24 protein-coding genes and 1 other annotated feature (1 of these 25 running past the window's edge) are annotated in these 23912 nt (G+C 47.4%); of the genes, 18 read left to right on the top strand and 6 right to left on the bottom strand.

The annotated features are described in order from the left end of the window. Window positions 1-2: 2 nt before the first annotated feature. On the top strand, window positions 3-1331 hold the full coding sequence (locus tag FS818_RS12965; RefSeq protein WP_145332248.1) for an MFS transporter: 1329 nt from the start codon (window positions 3-5) through the stop codon (window positions 1329-1331). 239 nt (window positions 1332-1570) lie between these two features. On the opposite strand, the gene FS818_RS12960 is transcribed toward FS818_RS12965, so the two are convergent. The 4 genes from FS818_RS12960 to nirB all read right to left on the bottom strand — a co-directional run bounded on the left by FS818_RS12960 (window position 1571) and on the right by nirB (window position 6023). Further along, complete coding sequence (locus tag FS818_RS12960) at window positions 1571-2200, bottom strand: YfbR-like 5'-deoxynucleotidase (protein WP_090914967.1); 630 nt, start codon at window positions 2198-2200, stop codon at window positions 1571-1573. A 161-nt stretch (window positions 2201-2361) separates the two neighbouring features. Continuing rightward, on the bottom strand, window positions 2362-3144 hold the full coding sequence (locus FS818_RS12955; protein ID WP_145332246.1) for a formate/nitrite transporter family protein: 783 nt from the start codon (window positions 3142-3144) through the stop codon (window positions 2362-2364). Between the two features lie 59 nt (window positions 3145-3203). Further along, the gene (gene nirD, locus FS818_RS12950; RefSeq protein ID WP_145332244.1) at window positions 3204-3530 is read right to left on the bottom strand and encodes a nitrite reductase small subunit NirD; all 327 of its coding nucleotides are present in this window, start codon (window positions 3528-3530) and stop codon (window positions 3204-3206) included. Between the two features lie 63 nt (window positions 3531-3593). Further along, window positions 3594-6023, bottom strand: a complete 2430-nt coding sequence (gene nirB / locus FS818_RS12945) for a nitrite reductase large subunit NirB (RefSeq protein ID WP_145332242.1) — start codon at window positions 6021-6023, stop codon at window positions 3594-3596. A 269-nt stretch (window positions 6024-6292) separates the two neighbouring features. On the opposite strand from nirB, the gene FS818_RS12940 reads away from it, so the two are divergent. Beyond that, window positions 6293-7000: a metal-dependent hydrolase gene (locus tag FS818_RS12940; RefSeq protein WP_145332885.1), complete on the top strand. Its 708-nt coding sequence runs from the start codon at window positions 6293-6295 to the stop codon at window positions 6998-7000. A gap of 259 nt (window positions 7001-7259) precedes the next feature. Here FS818_RS12940 and FS818_RS12935 read toward each other — a convergent pair whose 3' ends face one another. Together FS818_RS12935 and FS818_RS12930 are read right to left on the bottom strand one after the other, a co-directional pair. Continuing rightward, window positions 7260-7646, bottom strand: coding sequence for a hypothetical protein (locus FS818_RS12935; RefSeq protein WP_260989838.1), 387 nt, complete (start codon window positions 7644-7646; stop codon window positions 7260-7262). 113 nt (window positions 7647-7759) lie between these two features. Beyond that, window positions 7760-8833, bottom strand: coding sequence for a M42 family metallopeptidase (locus FS818_RS12930; protein ID WP_145332240.1), 1074 nt, complete (start codon window positions 8831-8833; stop codon window positions 7760-7762). 650 nt (window positions 8834-9483) lie between these two features. Between FS818_RS12930 and spoVAC the strand changes: the two genes are divergently transcribed. The 16 genes from spoVAC (at window position 9484) to FS818_RS12850 (ending at window position 23557) form a co-directional block, all read left to right on the top strand. After that, a complete protein-coding gene (gene spoVAC / locus FS818_RS12925; protein ID WP_145332884.1) occupies window positions 9484-9936 on the top strand; it encodes a stage V sporulation protein AC in 453 nt (150 codons plus the stop codon). Then, a complete protein-coding gene (spoVAD, locus tag FS818_RS12920; RefSeq protein ID WP_145332238.1) occupies window positions 9933-10949 on the top strand; it encodes a stage V sporulation protein AD in 1017 nt (338 codons plus the stop codon). Before spoVAC ends, spoVAD begins: the two co-directional genes overlap by 4 nt. A gap of 5 nt (window positions 10950-10954) precedes the next feature. Then, a complete protein-coding gene (spoVAE, locus tag FS818_RS12915; RefSeq protein WP_145332236.1) occupies window positions 10955-11305 on the top strand; it encodes a stage V sporulation protein AE in 351 nt (116 codons plus the stop codon). 196 nt (window positions 11306-11501) lie between these two features. Then, window positions 11502-12458: an AAA family ATPase gene (locus tag FS818_RS12910; RefSeq protein ID WP_145332233.1), complete on the top strand. Its 957-nt coding sequence runs from the start codon at window positions 11502-11504 to the stop codon at window positions 12456-12458. Between the two features lie 15 nt (window positions 12459-12473). After that, complete coding sequence (locus FS818_RS12905; RefSeq protein ID WP_397351742.1) at window positions 12474-13709, top strand: DUF58 domain-containing protein; 1236 nt, start codon at window positions 12474-12476, stop codon at window positions 13707-13709. Next, window positions 13706-15919, top strand: a complete 2214-nt coding sequence (locus FS818_RS12900; protein WP_145332229.1) for a DUF4129 domain-containing transglutaminase family protein — start codon at window positions 13706-13708, stop codon at window positions 15917-15919. The genes FS818_RS12905 and FS818_RS12900 overlap by 4 nt, the downstream gene beginning before the upstream one ends. A gap of 108 nt (window positions 15920-16027) precedes the next feature. Continuing rightward, window positions 16028-16555, top strand: a complete 528-nt coding sequence (locus FS818_RS12895) for a YqeG family HAD IIIA-type phosphatase (RefSeq protein WP_090914942.1) — start codon at window positions 16028-16030, stop codon at window positions 16553-16555. Next, complete coding sequence (yqeH, locus tag FS818_RS12890) at window positions 16552-17679, top strand: ribosome biogenesis GTPase YqeH (RefSeq protein WP_145332227.1); 1128 nt, start codon at window positions 16552-16554, stop codon at window positions 17677-17679. Before FS818_RS12895 ends, yqeH begins: the two co-directional genes overlap by 4 nt. A 50-nt stretch (window positions 17680-17729) precedes the next feature. Then, on the top strand, window positions 17730-18599 hold the full coding sequence (gene aroE / locus FS818_RS12885; RefSeq protein ID WP_145332883.1) for a shikimate dehydrogenase: 870 nt from the start codon (window positions 17730-17732) through the stop codon (window positions 18597-18599). Window positions 18600-18677: 78 nt separating this feature from the next. Beyond that, a complete protein-coding gene (gene yhbY, locus FS818_RS12880) occupies window positions 18678-18971 on the top strand; it encodes a ribosome assembly RNA-binding protein YhbY (protein ID WP_090914936.1) in 294 nt (97 codons plus the stop codon). A gap of 14 nt (window positions 18972-18985) precedes the next feature. After that, a complete protein-coding gene (locus FS818_RS12875; protein WP_145332225.1) occupies window positions 18986-19576 on the top strand; it encodes a nicotinate-nucleotide adenylyltransferase in 591 nt (196 codons plus the stop codon). Beyond that, entirely contained in the window at window positions 19560-20126 is a 567-nt protein-coding gene (gene yqeK / locus FS818_RS12870; RefSeq protein ID WP_145332223.1) for a bis(5'-nucleosyl)-tetraphosphatase (symmetrical) YqeK, read from the top strand. The genes FS818_RS12875 and yqeK overlap by 17 nt, the downstream gene beginning before the upstream one ends. A 17-nt stretch (window positions 20127-20143) precedes the next feature. Continuing rightward, window positions 20144-20491 (top strand): ribosome silencing factor, encoded by a 348-nt coding sequence (gene rsfS, locus FS818_RS12865; RefSeq protein ID WP_145332221.1) that lies wholly within the window; start codon window positions 20144-20146, stop codon window positions 20489-20491. Beyond that, window positions 20488-21393, top strand: coding sequence for a CvfB family protein (locus FS818_RS12860; RefSeq protein ID WP_145332219.1), 906 nt, complete (start codon window positions 20488-20490; stop codon window positions 21391-21393). Before rsfS ends, FS818_RS12860 begins: the two co-directional genes overlap by 4 nt. 210 nt (window positions 21394-21603) lie before the next feature. Then, a complete protein-coding gene (locus tag FS818_RS12855) occupies window positions 21604-22374 on the top strand; it encodes a class I SAM-dependent DNA methyltransferase (RefSeq protein WP_145332217.1) in 771 nt (256 codons plus the stop codon). A 226-nt stretch (window positions 22375-22600) separates the two neighbouring features. Beyond that, window positions 22601-23557, top strand: coding sequence for a phosphotransferase family protein (locus FS818_RS12850; RefSeq protein ID WP_186331727.1), 957 nt, complete (start codon window positions 22601-22603; stop codon window positions 23555-23557). A gap of 119 nt (window positions 23558-23676) precedes the next feature. Beyond that, window positions 23677-23912, top strand: a binding site (T-box leader); it runs 17 nt beyond the window's last position.

Genomic DNA, 23912 nt, shown 5'->3' with positions numbered 1-23912 from the left:
CCATGGAACAAACTGCTCACAAATCATTTGGTAAATTTCTGATTGTCTGGTTTGGTCAACTGATCTCGATGATTGGTATCGGACTGACCGCGTTCTCTCTGGGGGTATATGCCTTCGAAAAAACAAATACGGCAACCAGCGTTGCGCTGATTACGCTATTTACGTTTTTGCCCAACATCTTGCTTCGCCCGATTGGAGGGGTGATGGCTGACCGATTTGACCGTCGTACGATGATGATTATTGGTGACCTTGGCTCTGCGGCTGGACTGGTCTTTATTCTGTCGATCATGCTCACGGGTGATATACAGTTATGGCATATCTATGTGGGTGTGGCGTTCAGCTCGGTGTTCTCGGCGCTGCAAAGTCCGGCATATAAAGCGTCAGCAACCGACTTGCTGGATAAGGACCAGTTCTCTAAAGGGAGTGGCCTGGTGCAGCTCGCGGAATCCTCCAAGTTTTTATTTTCACCGATTATCGCAGGTATTCTGCTTAGCGTGACAACGATTGAAGTTATTATGATCATTAACATTGCGACATTCCTGATTGCCATTCTGGCCGTACTCGTTATTCGCAAGAGCATGAAGGTGGAGCGAGAGGAAAAGGACGATCGCAACTGGATGACGGATATTCAGGAGGGCTGGAGAGAGGTTGTCACCAACAAAGGCGTGTTGCTACTCGTTATTATCATTTCCCTGGTTACCTTCTATCTCGGGTTCCTGGAAACACTCATTGGCCCTATGCTACTCTCGTTTACTGATGCCAAAACACTGGGAACGTTTCAGTCCGTTAGTGCGATCGGTATGCTGATCAGCAGCTTGTGCATCGGTATTTTCACCATGACGAAGAAATATGCGAGTGTGCTGGTTGCAGGTTTGGTCATGTGTGGTCTGGCGTTCTCCTTACTGGGTGTATCGACGAACATTTACTTTATTATCTTTGCGGGTTTTCTGTTCCTGTCCTCCCTGCCATTTGTTAATATGAGCGCAGATGTATTGGTGAGGAACAATATTGCCAATGAAAAGCAGGGCAGAGTGTGGGGGATTATCGGTATACTGTCCCAGCTTGGTTTCATTATCGCGTACAGTTTGGCTGGATTTCTGGCGGACCATGTGTTTAACCCATTGCTGGTGGAGGGCGGAGCGCTGGCATCCTCCGTGGGTCAGATCATTGGAACCGGGCCGGGCAGAGGCATAGCGTTGCTGTTTATCATTGCGGGCCTGTTCGTTATTCTGATTGCGATTATCACGTCACGATTGAAAATGATCAAGTCACTGGAGCAGAGCAGTGATATTACGTCACCTCCCGATGTGGGCGGACTTGCTCATGATTAAATATTCATCAGTTAGTAGTGATACAGTAGAGTAGGGCTAGAGAGTCCTCATCCGATCTCGTGTAACGATCTGTATATATCAGACGTTATACAATGAGTTCAGATGAGGGCTTTTTTATCTAAACGATGCAATCGTGAAAATCAGAAGCGGCATGACTGTAGAGGGTGACACGAGCCAGCATCTTGAAGCAACAAAAAAGCTCTGTCCATGGATCCGATTCATCCGGTGGGCAGGGCCGATTATTGGGACAGTGCTTCTTCCGTAATTTTGCGGATATCAAACGGGGAGCGGTTACCTTCTTCGATAATATCGGGCAGGATGTGGTTCAGGAAATAACGAACACAGTGGAGGTCGATATTTTTGATCTTAATCAATGCGTAGCGGTACATGACAATGAATTCTTTTTCCGTATTGCCGCGTTGCAACTCCGCAAATGCTTCATACACTTGATCCATTTTATCAGCTACTTCAAGGATAAGCCCTTCAACGGAATTATCTTTACCTTCACGCAGTTGTCTGCGGAAAATGTCTTGAAACTCAGGTGGGATATTTTCATTAATAAAATGGGATACCATGCCTTCTTCCACCTGTTGCAACATGGAACGAAGCTCCAGCGAGTAGTGTTTGACCGGTGTTTTGATATCACCAATAAAAATTTCGCCATAATCATGGCTACTGGTGATCTCGTATAACTTTTTCCAATCGATACTTACACCTTGCTGTTCTTCGATATCGGCGAGTGTTTTGGCGTATTGCACGACTTTCCAGGAGTGAGCGGATACACAATGTTCTTCGAATTTGAATTTGCCAGGGGTACGAATGATACGTTCAAGATCGTTCAGCGATCGGAAGTACGTATGGATTCCCATAGATGTGATCATCCTTTGCTAGTTTTGGTGGTCGATACACCGACTATACTGTGGTTATGTTAACCGAAGATTAACGATCTATACATCCTATGTAAATTTGTAAAGGGAAAATCAAAAAGCCACAGGAATGCTGAATCAGATTCAGTTTCCTGTGGCTTTTATTATGCTTTTTTGCGTACCGGTGAAGTGTACCAGTAGGCCATACCGACAAACAGGGCGCCACCAATGATGTTACCAAGTGTGACCGGAATCATATTGTGGAACCAGCCAGCCAGCGAGATCGTATCCGGGTGGTTAGGCAACAGCCATGCCAGGGACAGGAGGGTCATGTTGGCTACACTGTGCTCATAACCGCTTGCGATAAAGGCATACAGACACCACCAGATGAGAACCAGTTTGGCGATATCTTCTTTGGAGCGAGCAGACATCCAGATGGCCAGACATACGAGCCAGTTACAGAGAATGCCGCGGAAGAAAAGTTCAGTTACTGGAGCACTCATTTTTTTGGCAGAAACGACGAACAGAAGATGCTCCGGGGTGGCTGCTTTGAACAGGCCGCTACCTACAATCAGCAGGCTAAGCAGGACGGCGCCGATCAGGTTGCCTAGAAAAACAAGTCCCCAGTTTTTTAGCGTATCATTCACTGTGGTACGTCCGGCAAGTGTACTCATCGTAAAAAACATGTTGTTCCCTGTGAACAGCTCTGACCCGGCAAAGATTACCAGCGTCAGGGCGAGTCCGAAGGACATACCCATCAGCATCGTTTGCAGTGGTGAGTGTGCGGCAAGCAACGGAGCCCCGATACTAAAAATCAGGATAATGCCTAGCCCCACATAGGCGCCTGCCATTAAGGCAGCGACCATGTAACGTGGTAAACTTGCATTCATCTGATCTCTCTTTTTGACGGCAGCCTCAATAATTCCTTCAACACTTGGTGTATACATCACGGTTTCCCCCATTAGTCAACATCAATCTCAATCTCCATTGTACAGCAGAGCAGAGGTTATACAGCAATCCAGACCTGGTCATTCTCGACCTTGACCGGATACATCTGCACTTGACCGGTGTCTGGTGCCTGCACCTGACCTGTCGTCAAATCAATTTTCCAGTCGTACAGCGGATCATAGAGGTAGTGCCCTGAGACTATGCCTTCCGCCAGCGGTCCACCCTTAGGGTGGGGGTTATGGTTATCAGCAGCAAAGATGGTGCCATCCGAAGCACGGAATACCGCAAGCTGAAGATCTTCGATCTCGACAACTCTGCCAATGCGTGGCAGAAATTCATCTATAGCTCCAGCCGGGAAATACGTACCTGTTTGTTTGGTTGTCATCGTAAACCACTCCTTTTGTATCCATTGGTTTCTCTACTTGAATCCCATATAATCTAAGTTGGTTTATGGACGTGCCGTAACTTCAATGCTATGGAACATTTTACTTTGGCCTTCTTCATCACGAATCGCTTTTTTCCATGGTTCTTCCACCTGTGCGAGGGCAAACTCGATCCGTTCCATCAACGCTTTACGTTCCTCCACATTATCCACAACAACCGAGCGAATGTGCTCCAGACCCATGCGTTCTACCCATTCCGAAGTACGCTCCAGATAGTTACCTGTCTCCCGGTAATACTGCATGATGGCTCCGCACAGCTCAATCAGTTCATCATCGGTTTTCACTTTGCACAGCGAGTCAGCAAGTCTTGCTTTGATCCCGCCGTTACCACCGATGAAGATTTCCCAGCCGCCGTCATTCCCGACGATCCCGATATCCTTCGTGCATGCTTCTGCACAGTTCCGAGGACAGCCGTTCACGGCATATTTGAATTTGGCTGGCAGATCAAGACGTTCAAATTTACGTTCGATTCGTGCACCCATGGCCATGGAATCTTGTGTACCGAAGCGGCAGAACTGGGAGCCGACACACGTTTTAACAGTACGAAGCGATTTTGCATAGGCATAACCCGAAGGCATATCCAGTTCAGCCCACACTTTAGTCAAATCTTCTTTTTTGACACCGATGAGATCCAGACGTTGACCGCCCGTCACTTTAACCGCTTTGATATCATATTTAACCGAAACGTCGGCGATCTTTTTCAGATCGGCTGGTGTCGTTACCCCGCCGTACATCCGAGGTACAACGGTGTATGTTCCGTCTTTTTGAATGTTGGCGTTCATACGTTCGTTAACAAAACGGGATTCCTTTTCATCCTCGTGTGTGTCCGGATAGATCATACCCAGATAGTAGTTGATGGCCGGACGGCATTTCGAGCAACCCTCGGGCTGGCTCCAGCCAAGTACATTCATGACTTCCTTGTTCGTTTGCAAGCCTTTTTCCCGGATTTCAGCTACAATCTCATCCCGTCCGAGGGAGGTGCAGCTGCAGATTCCCTGTTTGGCTCCGGCAGTGAAGTTATCTCCTAGCACATATTGCAGAATCTGTTCGACTACCGGCTTACATCCTCCGCAAGAGCGGGTTGCACCTGTACAGGCTTTAATCTCGTCAACTGTAGTTAGACCCTGGTTGGTAATGACATCCACGATGGCACCTTTGGTTACGCCGTTACATCCACAAACGATTTCATCTTCAGGCATCGTTTCAACAGACGTCGTTTTTTTATGACCACCGCAGCCTGTACCCATAAGTGAACCATACAATTCATCGGTCATTTCAGTCTGGTTCCTGATCAGTTTCTGCAGTTCGGCGGAATCCGTAATGTCACCAAAGAGTACGGCACCTACCATTTTGTTGTCACGAAGCAGGATTTTTTTGTAAGTACGTTTCCAGTCGTCTTTCTGTGAAATCACCGTATGTTCAGGGCTGTCAATGAATTCGCCAGTAGAGAAGACGTCTACACCCGAAATTTTCAATTTGGTGGATACAACCGAGCCTTCATACGGAGCTGTTTCGACTCCGCAAATATGTTTCGCAAGAATCATTCCTTGTTCAAACAGTGGCGCCACAAGTCCGTAACATACACCGCGATGTTCATTACATTCTCCGACAGAGTAAACGTCTTTCAGTGAAGTCTGCATGTAGTCATCCACGACGATGCCTCGGTTGACTTCGATACCGCTCTCGCGAGCTACAGCTGTATTCGGTTTAATACCAACCGCCATGACCACAAAATCAACATTCAACACAGATTCGTCGGCAAAACGAATGCCTTCAACCCGGTCTCCACCAAGGAGTTCGGAGGTTTGTGCTCCCATTTTGAATTTAATTCCCTGACGTTCCAGTTCCGCTTTCAACATGGCAGAAGCCTGTGGATCGAGTTGGCGCTCCATCAGATCATCCATCAAATGCACAACGGTAACTTCCATGCCGAGTTGGACAAGTCCTTTAGCGGCCTCCAGACCCAGCAGTCCGCCACCGATGACAGCCGCTTTTTTGTATGCTTTTGCTGCTTCCAGCATGATATTGCAATCGGCGATATCACGGAACCCAACGACACCTTGCTTGTCATGTCCGGGTACAGGGAGGATAAAAGAACTTGAACCTGTTGCGATAATAACTTTGTCGTACGGAGTACGGTGCCCATCTTCTGTTACAACTTCACGAGTCTTCGCATCAATGCGGGCAACGGTTGTGCCTGTGTGAAGCGTAATGCCATAGTCCTTGTACCAGTGAAGATCGTTAAGGACAATGTCATCCAGCGTTTTACTGCCTTCCAGGACATAGGACAACATAATACGATTGTAGTTGGGATAAGGTTCTGTACCAAAAACCGTAATATCAAAGCGCGAAGTTAATTTTAGAATTTGCTCTACCGTGCTGATTCCGGCCATTCCATTACCAATGACAACTAATTTTTCTTTATTTCCGTTCATGTGAGTGCCTCCTTGGGTAAACCTGTGCATTTACCAACATTTTTAATGGCTTATATTTGAATTATACATCGACTAACTTAATCGTAATGTGATTTATTTCACTAATTACGATAGATCATTCATAGTAAATTAAGTGTGATGAGCATCACGAATAAAAAATTTTTTTCAGAAATAAGAAATACGAACTATTGTTCTTGTTTTTCTTTCGAGGTATGATCAGATTGGGGTCGGTGACGTTCCCTATTTTCTCGAAAGGACGTTTTTGCATCATGATGGGAAGATCCCACCTGATTATCGGTACAGGCGTTTCACTTTCAGTGTTGCAACTCCTTGGGATGCAGGTTACTGCTCCGGCTGTAACCGTTGCACTAATAGGCTCGTTGTTGCCAGATATTGATGAACCTAATTCATTGCTGGTATCGAAAGCACTACCGAGCAGTTTCATTCGACTGTTGCAGACGATTCTTCTGCCTGCGGCTGTGTTTGTGTATTTTTACGTTCCGGCCAAACCGTGGAATCTGCTACTTGCTGTATTCATTGGGCTTGTGTCGTTCCTGCCTTCGCGATCACTGCGTAAAGTACTGATGTTTGCCATTGGACTGGGCTTGGTCTTTTATGGTCATGCTTTTGCTCCATGGAATCTGATTGCAGGCAGCCTGCTTATGTTGTGCACGACACTTACACACAGGGGATTAACGCATACCTTGTACGGAACAGCTGTTTGGACGGGGTTACTGTACAGTACAACGCAGCAGCAAGGCCCGGAAATTTGGGTCGCTGGGGGTTCCGCTTATGCACTTCATCTGCTTGCCGATTCCTTGACGAATCGGGGGATTCGTCCATTGCCGCCATTAAAACTGCGTATACGGGCAAATCTGATGAGTACGGGAACCAAACATGGAGCAGTTGTAGAAAATGTCTGCGTAATCCTGACATTGATTTTGGCATGGTTTGCATTCTCGCCTTTATTTCTGTAGTATATGTAAATTTTCAAGGTTATAAATAGACGCCAGTCCAAGTGATTGGAACTGGCGTTTATAATCATCTGATTACTGTGATATGTTTCTGGTTGTATCATTTAAGGACAAAGCCTCAACCTTGTGAAGGTGCATCGGTCAATGCGTCAATATCAGACGAACCAAATACAAACAAAACGACCAAGATGACTACAATTAATAGTTCAGCAAAACCGTTGCCGTCAAAGTCAGACATCGCTTGAACCTCATTTCTTTAGCGTTAGGAATTTATTCTTTGCTGGAAAGCTCGTATGACGTCATTCAGTGTCATATCGCCGCCAATCTCATCCAGAAACTGCACCAGTTTGTCTTGATTAGACGGTGTAACTTTTTGCAAAGTTTTATATTGTCCAACAAGCTCCACAACAAGAGTAGCCTCGCGAAATAAAGTCACCGCATCCACTCTCAATTTTCCGCTAACCAGAAGAGCTGCAACAATGAGCTCAAGATTTCTTCCTTTTAAATTGCCATTCAGAAGGGTGTTTGCGGCATTTGTTTTTTTGGAACCTTTATTTGATTTTCCGTTCCTGCCCATAGCCATACAAAGTCCCCCGCTGGTTGATATGTTTAATATCTTATGTAGTTGATACTCCACATGTTCGAACAATTAAACTACATATGAGAGCATGAAAAAAAAGAGATACCTCTTCGAAGGATATTCGATAAGGTATCTCTGAAATGGCAAGCTTTAGAGCTTCAAACCGTTGATTTATGCCTGAATCAGGCGTTATTAATAATGGTTTCCATCGTTGAACGATCGAGACCTTTCACGAGCTTCACAATCAATTCTTTAGCCGCATCGTAATCATCCGTATGAATAATGGAAGAAGATGTATGAATATATCGGCCGCAGATGCCAATTACGGTAGAAGGTACACCAATACCACTCAAGTGAACCTGGCCTGCGTCCGTACCGCCTGGCGAGATGAAGTATTGCGTCTTGATCTTATTGGAAGCAGCAGTGTCCTTAACATACTCCACCATTCCACGGTGCGTGAACATGCCTGGGTCAAAGATACGAAGCAATGCGCCTTGACCGATATGACCAAAGGATTGTTTATCACCCGTCATGTCATTAGCCGCACTACAGTCCAGAGCAAAGAAAATGTCCGGCTGAATGAGGTTGGCAGCTGTACGTGCTCCGCGAAGTCCCAATTCCTCCTGAACCGTTGCACCGGAATAGAGGATATTTGGTAGCTTCTCTTTATGCAATTCTTCCACCAGTTCAAGAGCCAGACCGACACCGTAACGGTTATCCCAGGCTTTGGCCATAATTTTCTTAGGGTTGGCCATCGGTGTGAATTCACAAATCGGTACGATCTGCATTCCCGGATGAATCCCCCACGATTCAGCTTCCGCACGGTCATCTGCGCCAATATCCAGGTACATTGAATTCAGGTCTACCGGTTTGCTGCGCTGGGATTCATCCAGCAAGTGCGTAGGCGTGGAGCCGACAACGCCTGTAATCCGGCGTTCAGGAGTAATAATCTGAAGACGCTGTGAAAGCACAGCTTGACTCCACCACCCACCGAGTGGACGGAATTTGATCATCCCCGTTTCCGTTATGCCTGTTGTCATGAAGCCAACTTCATCAAAATGTCCGGCCACCATGACTTTAGGGCCAGTTTCATCTCCGCGCAGAACACCAAAGAGACTTCCCAGGCGATCTTGTACAAATTCATCGGTATATGCGGACAATTGCTCTTTCATCCAGCCGCGCAGTTCACGTTCGAAGCCGGAGGCGGAAGGGAACTCCGTTAATGTGCGAAACATGTCCAACGTTTTTTCATTCATGTGTTAACAACTCCTCTGTTGATATGTATGTCAGGTCACAGTAAAACGGTTGCTGGCCTGGTGTCCTTTTTTTCGTACAAAGGACTCGTTATTAACCACTGGTCACATTATAGTATGAACCTTGCACAAGTGAATGTCCATGTTTATGTTACGTTTTTAAGGCATGATTTTGCGTGGTGAGTCTGGATTTTCCGTTTTTCTATCCGCTGTTGTCTCAATCTTGAAGTCGCCTTCATGAATATGATTATAAAAGGGAGCCATATTCTTCTGTAATCAGGCTGTCCTGTTAAACGACGTTCAAGCGTAGGAAGGAGCCGGGATACAAGATGAAGCCTCCTGAAGAAGGTAATGAGAAGGTGCTGTTCATTGTACTCTTTATTTTGCTCGTCATCATTCTTCTTTATTTATAGACTAAACAGGTTGTGAACTACAATTAAGCGGCGTGATACTATACAACTTCCCCATCTCTTTCATTTTGGAAACATCTGCTGTTTCTCGCCGGATACATAACCTTCCCGATAATAACAAACAATGTATAGAAGTGCTCCACAATCGCCATTCAGCTATAACTGCAAACCATTCACATAAAGGAGGTCCTGAGCTTGCCGGAACAATCTGCAACCGGAAAAAAGAAAACCTCATCGCTCTCGATGGATGAAAAGGAATATAAAAAGGTCGCCAAAAAACATGAGCCGTCACGCCCGATTCTGAAAAACTGCATCAAGGCTTTCTTTGTGGGGGGAACCGTCTGTTTGATTGGACAAGCCATACAGGAAGCGTTCATGGCTGGGATGGACATGACATCCAAGGAGGCTTCAAGTCCTACTGTCGCGGTTATGATTCTGATCTCCGTGATCCTGACTTGTCTTGGTGTATACGACAAAATCGCGCAGTGGGCGGGCGCTGGCACAGCTGTACCGGTGACGGGATTCGCGAATTCCATGTGTTCTGCTGCCTTGGAACATCGTGCAGAGGGGCTGGTGCTCGGTGTTGGAGCGAATATGTTCAAGCTTGCCGGTTCCGTCATTGTTTTTGGGGTCGTTGCGGCTTTCATCATTGGGGTCGTATATGCCTTTTTGGGCTTCGGAGGTGGACATCTATGAAAAGGCTGGGCCGCCAGACCTGGGAGTATGATCATCAGCCGCGAATTATAGGCAGAGCTACCGTTGTTGGCCCAGATGAAGGCAAAGGGCCGTTATCTTCTGATTTTGATTACATTTACGACAATCTTGAAATCGGTGAGAAAACGTGGGAAAAAGCAGAGCGTAAACTTTTGGAACAAGCCTCTCAGCTTGCATTGGTGAACGCTAATATTACCAAGGAAGAACTGCATTATTTTGTCGGCGGGGATCTAATGAACCAGATTATCAGCAGTTCATTTTCGGCAAGGCAACTGGGTGCACCCTATCTCGGTGTATTTGGAGCCTGCTCAACCTCAATGGAAACGTTAGCCCTGGCTTCCATGATTGTTGATTCCGGTGCCGGCGATTACGTGCTCGCTGGAACGGTAAGTCACAACTGTACGGTGGAAAAGCAGTTTCGATATCCAACGGAATACGGTTCCCAGAAGCCGCCATATGCTCAATACACCGTCACGGGTTCCGGTTGTGGTGTCGTTTCCCGTACAGGACAAGGCCCGTATGTAGCAAAAGCAACGATTGGCCGCATTATGGATCTCGGCATCAAAGATCCTTTTAATATGGGTGCAGCGATGGCACCGGCAGCCGCAGATACGATTATTTCTCACTTCAGAGATACCGGACTGGAGCCGGGGTATTATGATCTCATCGTTACAGGCGATCTGGCTTCGGTCGGTTTGCCTATAACGAAGGAACTTTTGCATAAAGAAGGGATTCCGATGGAGCAGACCGTGTTTAACGATTGCGGACTCATGATCTATGATCGGGAGAATCAGCCTCAAGTCGTTGCCGGAGGGAGCGGCTGCGGATGTTCTGCTACCGTTACTTACGGTCACATCCTGAACCGGATGCAAAAAGGGGATCTGAAGCGTGTACTTGTGGTTGCGACAGGAGCGCTCCTGTCTCCACTCTCATATCAGCAGGGTGAAAGCATTCCTTGTATTGCACATGCTGTCGCCATTGAACAGGAGGGTTAAGAGATATGCAATTTCTATGGGCTTTTATCGTAGGTGGTCTGATCTGTGTAATCGGACAGCTGTTGATGGATGGCGTGAAGCTGACACCCGCGCATACGATGAGTACGCTGGTGGTGGCCGGTGCGGTAGCAGATGCCTTTGGCTTGTACGACCCTCTGGTGAAATTCGCTGGCGCAGGAGCATCGGTACCTATTACAAGCTTTGGGAATTCCTTGGTGCACGGAGCTTTAACTGAACTGGAAAAAGAGGGATGGATTGGCGTGATCACCGGTATTTTTGACCTCACCGCGGCAGGGATATCGTCGGCGATTATCTTTTCTTTTCTCGCGGCACTGGTTGTTCGCCCAAAAGGTTAAATTTTAAAATATATGCTGTGATAAGCAGAGGCTTCGGATCGATGTGATCCGCGGCCTTTTTTTTGTCGTATTCATGCGTTAATTGCGGTGAATCAGACGACTGGAAACAAATTGTGAGTTCCTTCGAGTGTACTCGTGACGTTGGATCATGTACAATAAAAGGAAATCTGTATGCTTTTTTAGGAGGTTAGACCACATGCCTGTGCGCAAAGAGTCGATCCAAATCATCTCTGCAGTTCGTTCAAATCTGGAGTCCTGCATTATGGGGAAGTCCTTTGAAATTCAACTTTTACTCACAGCTTTGCTAGCAGGTGGACACGTTCTGATTGAAGACGTACCGGGAACGGGCAAAACACAGCTGATCAAAGCACTATCGAAATCCATGCGCGGGGAATACCGGCGTATTCAATGTAATCCTGATATCCTGCCAAGTGATATTACGGGAGTTTCTGTTTTCCATCCGAAGGATGAGCGTTTTTATTTCCGACCGGGTCCGGTTATGACCAATATTTTGCTCGCAGACGAGATTAACCGTGCAACGACGAAAACGCAATCTGCATTGCTGGAGGTCATGGAGGAGCGCAGTGTAACCGTAGACGGCGACACGTACGATCTCCCGCATCCTTTTATGCTCTGTGCTACGCAGAATCCGATTGACTTTGAGGGGACCTATACGTTACCCGAAGCGCAACTCGACCGCTTTATGTTAAAAATCAGTCTCGGTTATCCCGACAAGGATATTGAAAAGACGTTGCTGAAGCAACATCAGTCGGGCCAACCGGTAGATCGGCTTGAATCCGTGACTCACATGGACCAGATCTCGGCTATCCAGCAAGAGATTAAAGAAGTGTTCATCGGAGATCCTGTGATGGATTATCTGTTGGACGTTGTTCGCCACACGCGCACGCACCCGTCTGTTTTATTAGGAGCGAGCCCAAGGGCTGCGATTTCCTTCATGATGGCCGTAAAAGCTTTTGCCTTCATACAAGAAAGAGACTACGTGCTACCGGATGATGTGAAAACGATGGCTCCGTATGTCATCTCTCATCGTATTGTACTTCGTCCCGAATCCAGATTGGACAGCATGAGCTCAGAGGCCGTTCTGAACGCTGTATTACAGCAGGTTCGTGTGCCTGTATCGATGGGGCAATAGTTGATGAGACCGCTTTTGACTACAGTCAATCGAGGCTTACGCCACCCTCGCGTATGGGGCATCGCCGTGGTGTGGATGTGCTGTCTGGCGTACGTTTTATTTCAAGGGGGAAAGACCTCACTTATGCTACTGTCCATGGTAACGTTGCTTTGCCTGTATCTTGCCATTGCTGGATTCAGCGGTGTGAAACGGGCTCAGGGCGTACGGAGGCTCTCCTCGGGACAGGATCATGAAGAACTGCTTCATGCCGGTGATCAGGTGCGGGTGAAGCTGAACTTGACCATTCCGGGATTTCTTCCGCTTCCTTATGTGGTTGTGCGTGAGATGTTACATCGACACAATGGGGAATCGTGGTCATTTAAGGAGAGTCTGATCCCGAGTATGAGGGGAACGGGTGAACTTTCCTTTCAAACTCCGCCGCTTGAGCGGGGGAAATATGTTTTCTCGGAAACGGAATGTGCTAGCGAGGATATTTTTGGATTGATCGAACATCGTGGAACATTCAAGGCCAGCGGTGAATTTCGTGTTTTACCTCGTACGGTATTTATTCCTTATTGGCAGCTTTATGATCGCAAGTCACGCTTGTCTGGACCACAAACAGCCTTGACACGTTCACGCAGGGAAACAACCCAGATCAACGGTGTGCGTGACTACGTTTACGGGGACCGACTTTCTCGCATTCACTGGAATGCCACAGCCAAAACAGGCAACTGGAAGTCTAAAGAATTTGAACATGAGTCTGTGCCTAAAACCATCCTGGTTTTGGATGCGCTCGGCAGGAGCTATCCGCACGGTGAAGCATTCGAACTGGCCGTTTCTACTACAGCTTCTCTGCTAGACTATGGCAGTAGGGAACGCATGGGGATGGGGTTGTTAACCCTGGCTGATAAGTCATCCTTCATGCCTCCAAGTGAAAGTCTGATTGAACGGCAGAAGATGATGCATCATCTCGTGGATATCCAGGATAACGGAAAGGATGCTACCTTGTTGCCTGGAGTTGAGAAAATAGCGCGTCAGTTCCCACAGGGAGCTTATTTTGTTGTCATTTCTCCCCAAAAAGATGAAAAAATAATTGAGCTGCTTCGTTGGGCAGATACACGTGGCATGACTCCATGTCACATTTTGATTGATTCCAACGAATCCCGCCAAAGTAAGGAATGGAATGCCATGCTGCGTGGCAGGGGCACGAGATCATTCACCGTTGCTCATCTGCAGGAGCTTCCGACGGTTATGGGGGGAGGTTCGGTATGAATGCCATAAGAAATGAAAGTTTGGGACTGAAAAGATCCTGGTATCATGCGGCAAGTTTGCTCTGGATATTTCTCATTGCGCTGCAATGGATATCGTTCACCCAGGAGTCATGGTACACCGAGACAACATCGCTGGTGCTGTGGACTCTGGCGGCTGTAAGTATTTTGGAGGTCATTGTTCCCTTTAGAATGCTGTATCGAACGATAATCAAGGCCGTTGTTCTCTTATATATTTTGCATAAAACGTTGATTGATTACATGGTTTACATCCCTTACGGAACGCTAACAGAGCGTGTGGAGCAATTTATCTTGCACATGCCTCCGTACGTCTGGTTTTCCTTGTGTGCGTGGGTGATGTTGGAGGCTGCGCTTCGCCTTGTAAACTCAACCCGCCGCATTCTTGTGTTTCTGGGAGTGAATATCATATCTCTAGGCATCCTGGATTCTTTTACTCAAATTCCGCTCTGGGTTGAGATCGCTTGGGTGATGTTTGCAGGTATGGGGTGGCTCGTATGTCAGCATTTCCGTAATTATCAGTTACAGTACCCGCAGGGCTGGAAACGAATGATTCGGTATCCTTATAAAATACTGGCGAATATTGCTATCATTTTCTCATTAATTATTGTTGCCAGTGTGAACATGCCGGAAATTCCGCCAACCTTGACCGATCCGTACACCGCTTGGAGGAATTACACGGGAACATCCGCAAACCAAACCGGGAATGGAGTACTGGATCTTCCTACAGCGACGGAGTCAGGATACAGCCGCGAGGACAGTCAGCTTGGCGGAGGATTTAACTTTGATTACACCCCCGTCATGTCCATTACGACCAGTGACCGAAGCTACTGGCGAGGGGAAACGCGTTCTGAGTATACAGGTACGGGCTGGGATGAGCCTGGACGTGCTTCTATGGAGAATGTGTCAGCCAGTCAAACGCTGGAAAATGAAGAGGCTGGCAAAGTAAAAACGAAAAAAGTCACGCAGAAAGTAACGATGCTGAATGACACGGTATATCCCATTTTGTTTGGCGCATATTCCATATCACAGGTGAGCTCGGTGAATGGCGAAGAAAGAGCGGGTCGTATGCTTTGGAATACGGAGCGGGCGGAGTTGCACGTGGTTACATCGCGTCAGCAGCCGCAATATCCCAAAAACTATACGGTTGTATCCGAAGTACCGATTATCGTGGAAGATGAGTTACGCACTAAATCAGCAGATGCTCTGTATACAAGCAATCCGGCAGAGGACAAGTATTTACAACTACCTTCCCGATTCCCCGAAAGGGTAAAGGATCTCGCTGCCGAGGTTACAGCGTCTGCAAAAACACCGTATGAAAAAGTAGCATTACTGCAAGACTATTTACAACAAAACTTCAATTACACCAACAATCCGGATCTATCCCGGAAAGTGAGCAATGATTTTGTTGAAGGTTTCTTGTTTGATATTCGTGAAGGATATTGTGATTACTTTTCCACCGCTCTTGTGATGATGGCAAGGGCGGAAGGTATTCCAGCCAGATGGGTAAAAGGTTATGCGCCCGGACAGATGTCGCTGAACTCGGACATGCAGGCTCCTCGTCAGCCGGGCGCCCCCATTGAAACGACCTACACGGTTACGAATGCAGACGCTCATTCGTGGGCAGAAGTGTATTTTGGTGAGTACGGATGGATTCCGGTTGAAGCAACCCCGGGGTTTGATATGCCGCTACTGACCGAATCACCTGAGGTTCAGCCGGCTGATCAGCCGGAAGATCAACCAGAGGAAGAACCGATTCAAGAAGAAAAACAAGCACCAACACCTGAGCAGACTACAAATATGATTCCAACCTTTGTAATCTGGATTGCCGTTGCTGTTATCGCACTGTGGGTAGCCTATATGTTCTGGCGCAACCGCCTTTCGTTGCGATTCTTGTTACTTCGCCTGCGGACCGGCAGACCGCTGACACCTGAACAGAAGGTGCTGGCTGAGACAGAACGCTGGATTCGTTATGCGAGAAGACGAGGTCTGTCGCGCAGTGGGGACGAAACGCTTCGTGAGTCTGTAACTCGCTGGAGTCAGCTTAGACCATCTGCCCAGACGACTTTTGAAGAGCTATTAATGAAGTTTGAACAGACCCGCTACAGTCCGGCAACCGTAACCGCCGATGATTGGAAGGTTGTCTATCAGGCAGCTTTGAAGCTGCGGAAGGAACTGAAAGCGGAACGGGCATAGATCATGCCCGTCCCGTTTTTCCTTTTTTTAACGTGATATAGGGTGTTTTCGTTTTCAGGAAAGACAGATTTGTGATATAGTGTGTCGTATGAAACTGAGGTGACTTCTTTGTTTAAAATGTTAATGCCCAAGCTGCGTGTAGACACAGTTTTTGATATTGATTTGGACGAACTGTACGCTCAAGGGTATCGTGGAATCATAACTGACCTGGATAATACGCTTGTTGGAGCCAAAGCACCTGATGCTACACCGGAATTGATCGAATGGTTCGCGCGTGTAAAAGAGGTGGGATTCAAGCTGATGATTGTGTCCAATAACAATCTGAATCGGGTGTCCCTGTTTGCCACTCCGCTGGATATCCAGTTTGTGCATAGTGCACGCAAACCATCGAATGTACCGTTTCGTAAAGCAATGAAGATGATGGAGCTTGCTCCCGAAAAAACGATTGTTGTAGGGGACCAGATGCTGACCGATGTTTATGGTGGGAACAGACTTGGACTCTATACGGTTCTGGTACTGCCCATTTCCATCGGGGATGAGGGTTTCATGACTCGCTTTAACCGGAGAGTAGAACGGATTGCTCTGTCGAATTTGCGTAAGAAAGGCTTATGGCTTGAGGAGGAAAAAAAGAAATGACAGAACCGCATAACGGCAACATTGCCGTAAGATGCAGTGGATGCGGCGTGAATTTGCAAACGGAAAATCCGGATTTGCCCGGATATCTTCCAGAAAAAGCACTTGACCGTGAACCGGTCATCTGCCAGCGCTGTTTCCGTATCAAAAATTATAATGAGTCATCATCTGTAACGGTGGATCAGGACGAGTTCCTGGCTCTGCTCAGCAAAATCGGGGATAAGGATGCGCTCGTCATTCATATCGTTGATTTGTTTGATTTTGATGGCAGTATTATCTCTGGCTTGCAACGCTTTGTCGGAAACAATCCGGTACTGCTTGCCGTGAACAAAACGGACTTGCTTCCTAAAGTCACCAACTGGAACAAAGTTCGGAACTGGGTGCAAAAGCAAGCCAAAGAACAAGGCCTTCGGACAGTAGATGTAGTGCTCTGCAGTGCGAAGCAAAACCAAGGCTTTGACCGTCTGCTTGAGCTCGTAGGCACGTACCGTGGAGATCGGGATGTGTACGTTGTCGGTGGAACCAATGTCGGTAAATCGACACTGATCAACCGTCTGATCCGAGACTACAGCGATCTGGAACAGGAACTGACAACCTCGCGTTATCCGGGAACGACACTGGATATGGTGAACATTCCGCTAGACGATGGAAAATATATTATTGATACGCCGGGAATTGTGTATCCTTGGCGCTTCAGTGAAATTGTATCCCGTAAGGATCTGGCTGCAATTATGCCAGAAAAACCGCTTAAACCTGCGGTGTATCAATTGAATTCCGGCCAGACACTATTCTTCGGTGGTATGGCCCGGTTTGATTTTATTGAAGGGGATCGCCAATCGTTCACTTGTTTTATCAGCACTGCTATGAACATCCACCGGACGAAGCTGGATCGGGCAGATGATCTATACCGTGAACATTTAGGGGAATTGCTCGCTCCACCAACACGGGAGAACGCCGCTGAGATGCCGGAATGGACGAGACATGAATTCCGAATTAAACGTGGCAGTCAGTCAGATATATTCATCTCTGGTCTGGGCTGGATCAAAGTTAACGGAGATAACGGTGCTTTAGTGGCTGTCCATGCTCCAAAAGGCATTCGGGTGCAGATTCGTCCTTCCCTGATCTAGTTTGGATGCCAGAACGAATTCGAACAACGGATCAGATCGGAGGCGTATCGATGTCAGCAGAAAATAAGTTCAATTCTTCACTTCCTGTACTGCTGGGTGTAATGGGTGACCCGATTGCTCATTCCAAATCTCCGGCCATGCATAATGCTGCTTTGCAAGCGGCAGGTGTGCACGGAATGTACATGCCGCTCCATGTGCAGCCTGATCAGCTCGAAGCTGCGATTCGTGGTATTGTTGCCTTGGGTTATCGCGGTGTTAATGTCACGATTCCGCATAAGGAGCAGGTGATGCAATACCTCGATGTGATCGATGACAGTGCTCGTTTGATTGGAGCGGTAAATACGATCGTGAATGACAATGGCAAGCTGACAGGGTACAATACTGACGGAATTGGATATGTGCGCTCGTTGAAAGAAGAGGCTGTTCCCCAGCTTGAAGGGAAACGGATCGCTGTTCTAGGCGCAGGCGGCGCGGCAAGAGGTGTTATCTATGCGCTTGCACTGGAAAAGCCTGAACAGATCAGCATCCTGAACCGCACGGCTGACAGAGCACTTACTCTTGCTACGGATCTGCGAAGTCATGGTCTGGGAGACATCTCTGGCAACGGGATGCAGGATGCTCAGGCGGTACTAGCAACGGCAGATATCGTTATTAATACGACAGCAGCGGGCATGCATCCACATGTGGATGATGTTCCAGTTGATCCTGCATGGATTCGCGAAGGGGCAGCTGTCAGCGATCTGATTTACAACCCGCTCGAGACCCGTCTACTCCGTGAGTCCCGTTTGCGCGGATGCACCGTGCATGGCGGACTAGGGATGTTTGTTTATCAAGGGGCCGTCGCATTCGAACACTGGCTTGGCATCCCCGCTCCTGTCGACACGATGAGACGTGCGGTACTGGATAGTTTTGAAAAATAATAATTGAACGGCCAGGCCCTGAAAAACAGCCTCGCGCTACATGCAGGGCCTGCTCAACATAAGGAGTATGAAGTATTCATGTTAACTGGTAAACAAAAGCGCTTTTTGCGGTCACAAGCACATCATCTGACCCCTGTGTTTCAGATTGGCAAGGGGGGCACGAATGAGCATTTGTTCCGCCACATCGAAGAGGCGATTGAAAAGCGCGAACTGATGAAAGTCCAAGTGCTCAACAATAACCTCGATGATAAAAATGAAATCGCTGCAGAGGTCGCTCGTGAAACAGGCAGTGAACTCGTACAAGTGATTGGTAGCACAATTATTCTCTACAAAGAATCACGCGACAATAAACAAATCGAACTTCCAAGATAAGGAGCGTGGCGCGGGTGAAGATCGGCATCATGGGCGGTACGTTTGATCCGATCCACATGGGGCATCTGCTGGCAGCGGAAGCGGCAAGGGATTCGCATGCACTGGATGAAATCTGGTTTATGCCGTCCCATGTCCCGCCTCACAAACCCAGTGCAGGTGCGACGGGGCAACAACGCCTGGCAATGACTGAGGCAGCTGTGAAGCAAGCTCCGCAGTATGAGGTACTGGGTATCGAAATGGAGCTTGGCGGCGTATCTTATACAATTGACACCATGCGTGAGTTGTGGCGCCGTTTCCCTGAGCATGAGTTTTATTTTATCATTGGGGCGGATATGGTGAACTATCTTCCCAAATGGGAAGAGATTGAAGAGCTGGCATCCAGATTGACTTTTATCGGAGTTGGACGACCAGGTTTTCAACTTCATCTGGATGATCTTCCAGAGGCATTGCAGGGACGAGTTCTGCTGGCTGAAATGCCACTGGTTGATATTTCATCTACGGCGATACGCAGACGACTGGCGAAGGGGCATTCGGTGCGGTTTATGATCCCGGATGCAGTTCATCAATACATTGTAAGGAGCGGTTTATATGGCACTAAGCCGTGAGGAGTTAATCGAGGCTGTCTCTGCACAGATGCCGGCCAAACGCTGGAAACATACGCAGGGTGTTATGGAATCAGCCGTTGTCTTGGCTGAAAAGTACGGTGCTGATCCGGCAAAAGCGGATATAGCGGCGATTTTACATGACGTAGCCAAATATTGGCCGGTAGCCGAGATGGAAGCCGTTATTCGTGATAACGGACTAAATATAGAACTTTTACATCATGATAAGCAGCTTTGGCATTCGGAAGTGGGTGCCTTTGTAGCTGAACGGGATTATGGTGTGTCCGATTCCGAGATTATTAACGCCATTCGGTGGCATACTTCTGGTAGGGTAGGGATGAGCCTGCTGGACAAAGTGGTATGCCTTGCCGATTATATTGAGCCGGGACGTGATTTCCCGGGTGTAGATTACATTCGTGAGCAGGCACAGCGCAGTCTGGAGGAAGGTTTGATTGCCGGTTTTGATTCGACGATCAGCTTATTGCTCTCCCAGCGCCGTGTCATCTATCCGCTTACGGTGCTCTCACGTAATGACTTGATTTCACAATTATAGATTATGGAGGTTGGTTCATGACAGTATCATCGAAGGAACTTATGAACATAGTGGTTACCGCCGCTGACGATAAAAAGGCATCAAACATTGTAGCGCTTGACCTGAACAATATTTCACTGGTTGCCGATTATTTTGTGATCTGCCACGGTAACTCGGATACACAAGTACAGGCGATTGCTACAGAGATTCGTAAACAGGCTCACGCAGCTGGCGCGACAATTAAAGGCATTGAAGGCATGGATTCTGCACGCTGGGTGCTGATGGATCTTGGTGATGTCGTGGTTCACGTATTCCACCGTGATGAGCGTGAGTATTACAATATCGAGCGTCTCTGGTCTGATGCCAAAGTGGTGGAAACAGTATGAGTTTGATTGCAGGAACAGTCGTCTCGCTACCGGTTTCACGTGAAGTGTCTCCATTTGGCTATTTTTTGACGACAGGATCGGAAGATGTATTACTTCATTACACCGAGCTGACTCGGGATATCAAGATTGGTGAAACGCTGGAGGTTTTTGTATTCTTTGATACAGAAGACCGTCTTGCTGTTACGATGAAAAAGCCTTACCTCACGCTGGGTGAAATGGCTAAACTGGTCGTAGCTGATGTGCATCCGCGCCTCGGCTGCTTCCTGGAAATGGGTCTCGGTCGCCAGTTGTTGCTTCCCATCCGTGAGTTGCCTGAACTTGAAGAACTGCGTCCCCAAGTTGGGGATGAAGTATTCGTAATCATGGAGCATGACAAGCAAGGACGTCTGCGTGCCAAATTGGCCGGTGAACGTGAACTTGCCCCGCTGGCCTTCCATGCTCCCACAACATGGGTAAACGAGTGGGTTGAAGCTTTGGTGTACAAGCCGCTTCAAATGGGCACGTTTGTCCTTGTAGATGGCGGTGTGCTTGGCTTTGGAGCAATTGGCATGATCCATTCCTCGGAGCGCAGCCATATGCTGCGTTTGGGTGAAAAGGTGAAGTGCCGGGTTACGCTGGTGCGTGAAGACGGCCGTGTAAACCTCGCTATGACGCAGCGGAAAGAAGTTGGTCGCAACGAAGACGCAGATAAGCTGCTTGCTTTTATGAAAGAGCGCCCTATGGGCGGCATGCCTTATTCGGATGCGACACCGCCGGACATTATCAAGCAACGTTTTGGCATCAGTAAATCCGCGTTTAAACGTGCTCTCGGTAAGCTGATGAAAGACGGCTTGGTGGTACAAAAGGAAAACTGGACGTACTTGTCCGAATCTGCACCAAAACCTCAGCAGGAAGAGAAGTAAAATACAGGCGTAGCGAGCCGAATACAGCATGGATGGTTTGAGCTAGAGCATTTATTTTGAATGAAATATTGCATGTATCATTGAGCCGATGCTTTATGTAGCGGTTTAAGTAAGGCAGGGCCAGACTGGGTAAACACCGGAAGCCCTGCTTTTTGTTTGAGTTTTAATTCAATCCGATGAGGAAAATGAAATTGAAAGTGCGGTGCCGACATGTCTTACCGGAAATTTGCCTACGTTTACGATGAATTAATGGAAGATATGCCTTATCCGGACTGGATAAGGTTTGCAAGAACAGCCTGGGAACAGCATGGCATGCCCAAAAGTGTGGCTGAGCTTGGCTGTGGAACGGGATCCATTACGATCCCGCTGGTGAACTCTGGCTTTGAAGTGACGGGTATTGATCTCTCTGCAGATATGTTGTCTGTTGCGCGTAGCAAAATGGAAGCGACACCTCAGGGACACCGTCTGTACAGGGAAGGCAGTGTACGCTGGGTACAGCAGGATATGCGGGATTGGAGAGTGCCTGAGCCTGTAGACTCGGTTATCTCGTTCTGCGATTGTGTGAATTATTTGCTGGAATCAGAAGATGTTATTCGAACTTTCGAGCGGACGTATGAAATGCTGAAGCCCGGAGGTACATTTCTGTTTGATGTACACCATCCAAATACATTGATTCGGTATGATGAGGAACAGCCTTTTGTGTTAGATGAACGCTCGGTCTCCTATATCTGGACGTGTGATTTGGATCAGGAGCGGTGTGAGATCGAGCATCATCTGAGCATTTTTTCTAGATTGGATGAGGGCAACAGGGATACGTATCAGCGATTCGAAGAAGTTCATACGCAACGCGCTTATGATCCGGACTGGATGAAGCTTGAATTAAGCAAAGCGGGCTTCCGGGATGTGAAGGTGTATGCAGACTTTGAGTGGAAAGAAGCTGGAGATAACGCACAGCGTTTGTTCTACGTGGCTATAAAATGAATGTTTAATGAGAGAATTATAACGAGCGATGCTTAATTAATTTATATGAGTATGGATATGAAACTGTCCTTGTGCAACGTGTAAGTATGTTGCTTGAGGCAGTTTTTTTTGACAGATATGATAAAAAGTATTGCCGCTTGAAGCAAAGAGAGACATAATGAATGAAAAACGGAAAGCGTTTTCCGAACGGGCGAACCACATTCTAATCACAGGGGGATTTGTAGGGATGGAAAGTACATATAAAACGAGATTGTCCAAAGAACAGCTGGATCAGATCATTAAGCATCACCTGGCTGTAACGATTCAGGATTACGAGGAAATGATTGATGGCTGGGCAAACCATGCTTATAAAGTTTTGCTTGACGATGGACGGAAAGTTGTCCTTAAAATCGCACCTGCGGCTACGACCAATCTGATGCGTTGTGAACAGGATCTAATGACGGCTGAAGTGGAAGCACTCCAGCTTGTTGCTGAATTAAAGGATGTTCCTGTGCCTTTGGTACTTGCATATGATGCTTCACTACTCATGGCTCCCGCGCAGTATTTCATTATGGAATTTATGCCCGGGGTTCCATACAACCAGGTGAAAGCACAGTTCACTGCCGAAACTCAGGAAGCGGTTGAACGGCAGTTAGGCTGGTACAACCAGCGAATTAACCAGATTAAGGGAGAGCGGTTTGGTTATTTTTCCGGAAAGGACAGACAACGTGCGACGTGGAGAGAAGCTTTCTTGATGCTCATGCATGATATGCTCGCAGATGGTGAAGAGGCAGGAGTTGATATCGGCATGGATTACAATGAGCTGAGACGTTTGATTGATGAGAGATCAGATGCACTGGATGAGGTGACAGAGCCTGCCCTGATCAGCTGGGATCTGTGGGATGGTAATGTGCTGGTAAAGGATGAACAAATTACGACAATTATTGATTTTGAACGCTCATTATGGGGCGATCCGCTCATGGAGCATTATTTCAGTCATTTTAACTATACTCCGGGTTTTCTCAAAGGATATGGACGTGAGGTTGAGACAGAGAATGAGCGGAAGCGCAGAAGTTTATACGATTTGTATTTTGATCTTGCGCTCCGAATTGAATGTGATTACCGTCAGTATGATAACAAGGAGCATATCGAATCTACGATACTTAATTTGCAGGAAGGCATTGAACGGTTTAAAAAAATGTGAGTAAGGCCAGCTGACATGGCATATGAAAGACAGTAAAGTCTGATTTGTGTGAAAGAGAATGTGACATGTCATATTGACTTTGGGCTTGCATTTTTATATAATGCTTCCTATATTGTATACATATTTCGATGATAAGGATCAGTAGTAGATGCTGTACATGACAGAGAGTCGGCGGTTGGTGCAAGCCGATTGACAGTATTTTGCGAACTCGCCTTGGAGAAATGCGGTGATTACAAAGTTCTATGCCTTGTGTGCATAACTGGAAATCCGCATCGGTTAACCGCCGTTACAGGTCTAAAGGGAGTGGATGACGAAGCACGTTCGTCCGCTAACTAGGGTGGTACCACGGGAATTC

It is taken from the genome of Paenibacillus xylanexedens (genome assembly GCF_007680605.1).
GTDB lineage: Bacteria > Bacillota > Bacilli > Paenibacillales > Paenibacillaceae > Paenibacillus > Paenibacillus xylanexedens_B.
This window is presented reverse-complemented; position numbering and strand designations above follow the sequence as displayed.

Coding starts and splice junctions, on each gene's coding strand:
- FS818_RS12910 (WP_145332233.1), top strand. CDS start 11,502: ATGCCTGTGCGCAAAGAGTCGATCCAAATCATCTCTGCAGTTCGTTCA.
- yqeH (WP_145332227.1), top strand. CDS start 16,552: ATGACAGAACCGCATAACGGCAACATTGCCGTAAGATGCAGTGGATGC.
- yhbY (WP_090914936.1), top strand. CDS start 18,678: ATGTTAACTGGTAAACAAAAGCGCTTTTTGCGGTCACAAGCACATCAT.
- FS818_RS12850 (WP_186331727.1), top strand. CDS start 22,601: ATGGAAAGTACATATAAAACGAGATTGTCCAAAGAACAGCTGGATCAG.
- spoVAC (WP_145332884.1), top strand. CDS start 9,484: ATGGATGAAAAGGAATATAAAAAGGTCGCCAAAAAACATGAGCCGTCA.
- FS818_RS12860 (WP_145332219.1), top strand. CDS start 20,488: ATGAGTTTGATTGCAGGAACAGTCGTCTCGCTACCGGTTTCACGTGAA.
- spoVAD (WP_145332238.1), top strand. CDS start 9,933: ATGAAAAGGCTGGGCCGCCAGACCTGGGAGTATGATCATCAGCCGCGA.
- spoVAE (WP_145332236.1), top strand. CDS start 10,955: ATGCAATTTCTATGGGCTTTTATCGTAGGTGGTCTGATCTGTGTAATC.
- FS818_RS12900 (WP_145332229.1), top strand. CDS start 13,706: ATGAATGCCATAAGAAATGAAAGTTTGGGACTGAAAAGATCCTGGTAT.
- FS818_RS12960 (WP_090914967.1), bottom strand. CDS start 2,200: ATGGGAATCCATACGTACTTCCGATCGCTGAACGATCTTGAACGTATC.
- FS818_RS12940 (WP_145332885.1), top strand. CDS start 6,293: ATGATGGGAAGATCCCACCTGATTATCGGTACAGGCGTTTCACTTTCA.
- rsfS (WP_145332221.1), top strand. CDS start 20,144: ATGACAGTATCATCGAAGGAACTTATGAACATAGTGGTTACCGCCGCT.
- FS818_RS12855 (WP_145332217.1), top strand. CDS start 21,604: ATGTCTTACCGGAAATTTGCCTACGTTTACGATGAATTAATGGAAGAT.
- FS818_RS12955 (WP_145332246.1), bottom strand. CDS start 3,144: ATGTATACACCAAGTGTTGAAGGAATTATTGAGGCTGCCGTCAAAAAG.
- nirB (WP_145332242.1), bottom strand. CDS start 6,023: ATGAACGGAAATAAAGAAAAATTAGTTGTCATTGGTAATGGAATGGCC.
- yqeK (WP_145332223.1), top strand. CDS start 19,560: ATGGCACTAAGCCGTGAGGAGTTAATCGAGGCTGTCTCTGCACAGATG.
- FS818_RS12930 (WP_145332240.1), bottom strand. CDS start 8,833: ATGAATGAAAAAACGTTGGACATGTTTCGCACATTAACGGAGTTCCCT.
- aroE (WP_145332883.1), top strand. CDS start 17,730: ATGTCAGCAGAAAATAAGTTCAATTCTTCACTTCCTGTACTGCTGGGT.
- nirD (WP_145332244.1), bottom strand. CDS start 3,530: ATGACAACCAAACAAACAGGTACGTATTTCCCGGCTGGAGCTATAGAT.
- FS818_RS12965 (WP_145332248.1), top strand. CDS start 3: ATGGAACAAACTGCTCACAAATCATTTGGTAAATTTCTGATTGTCTGG.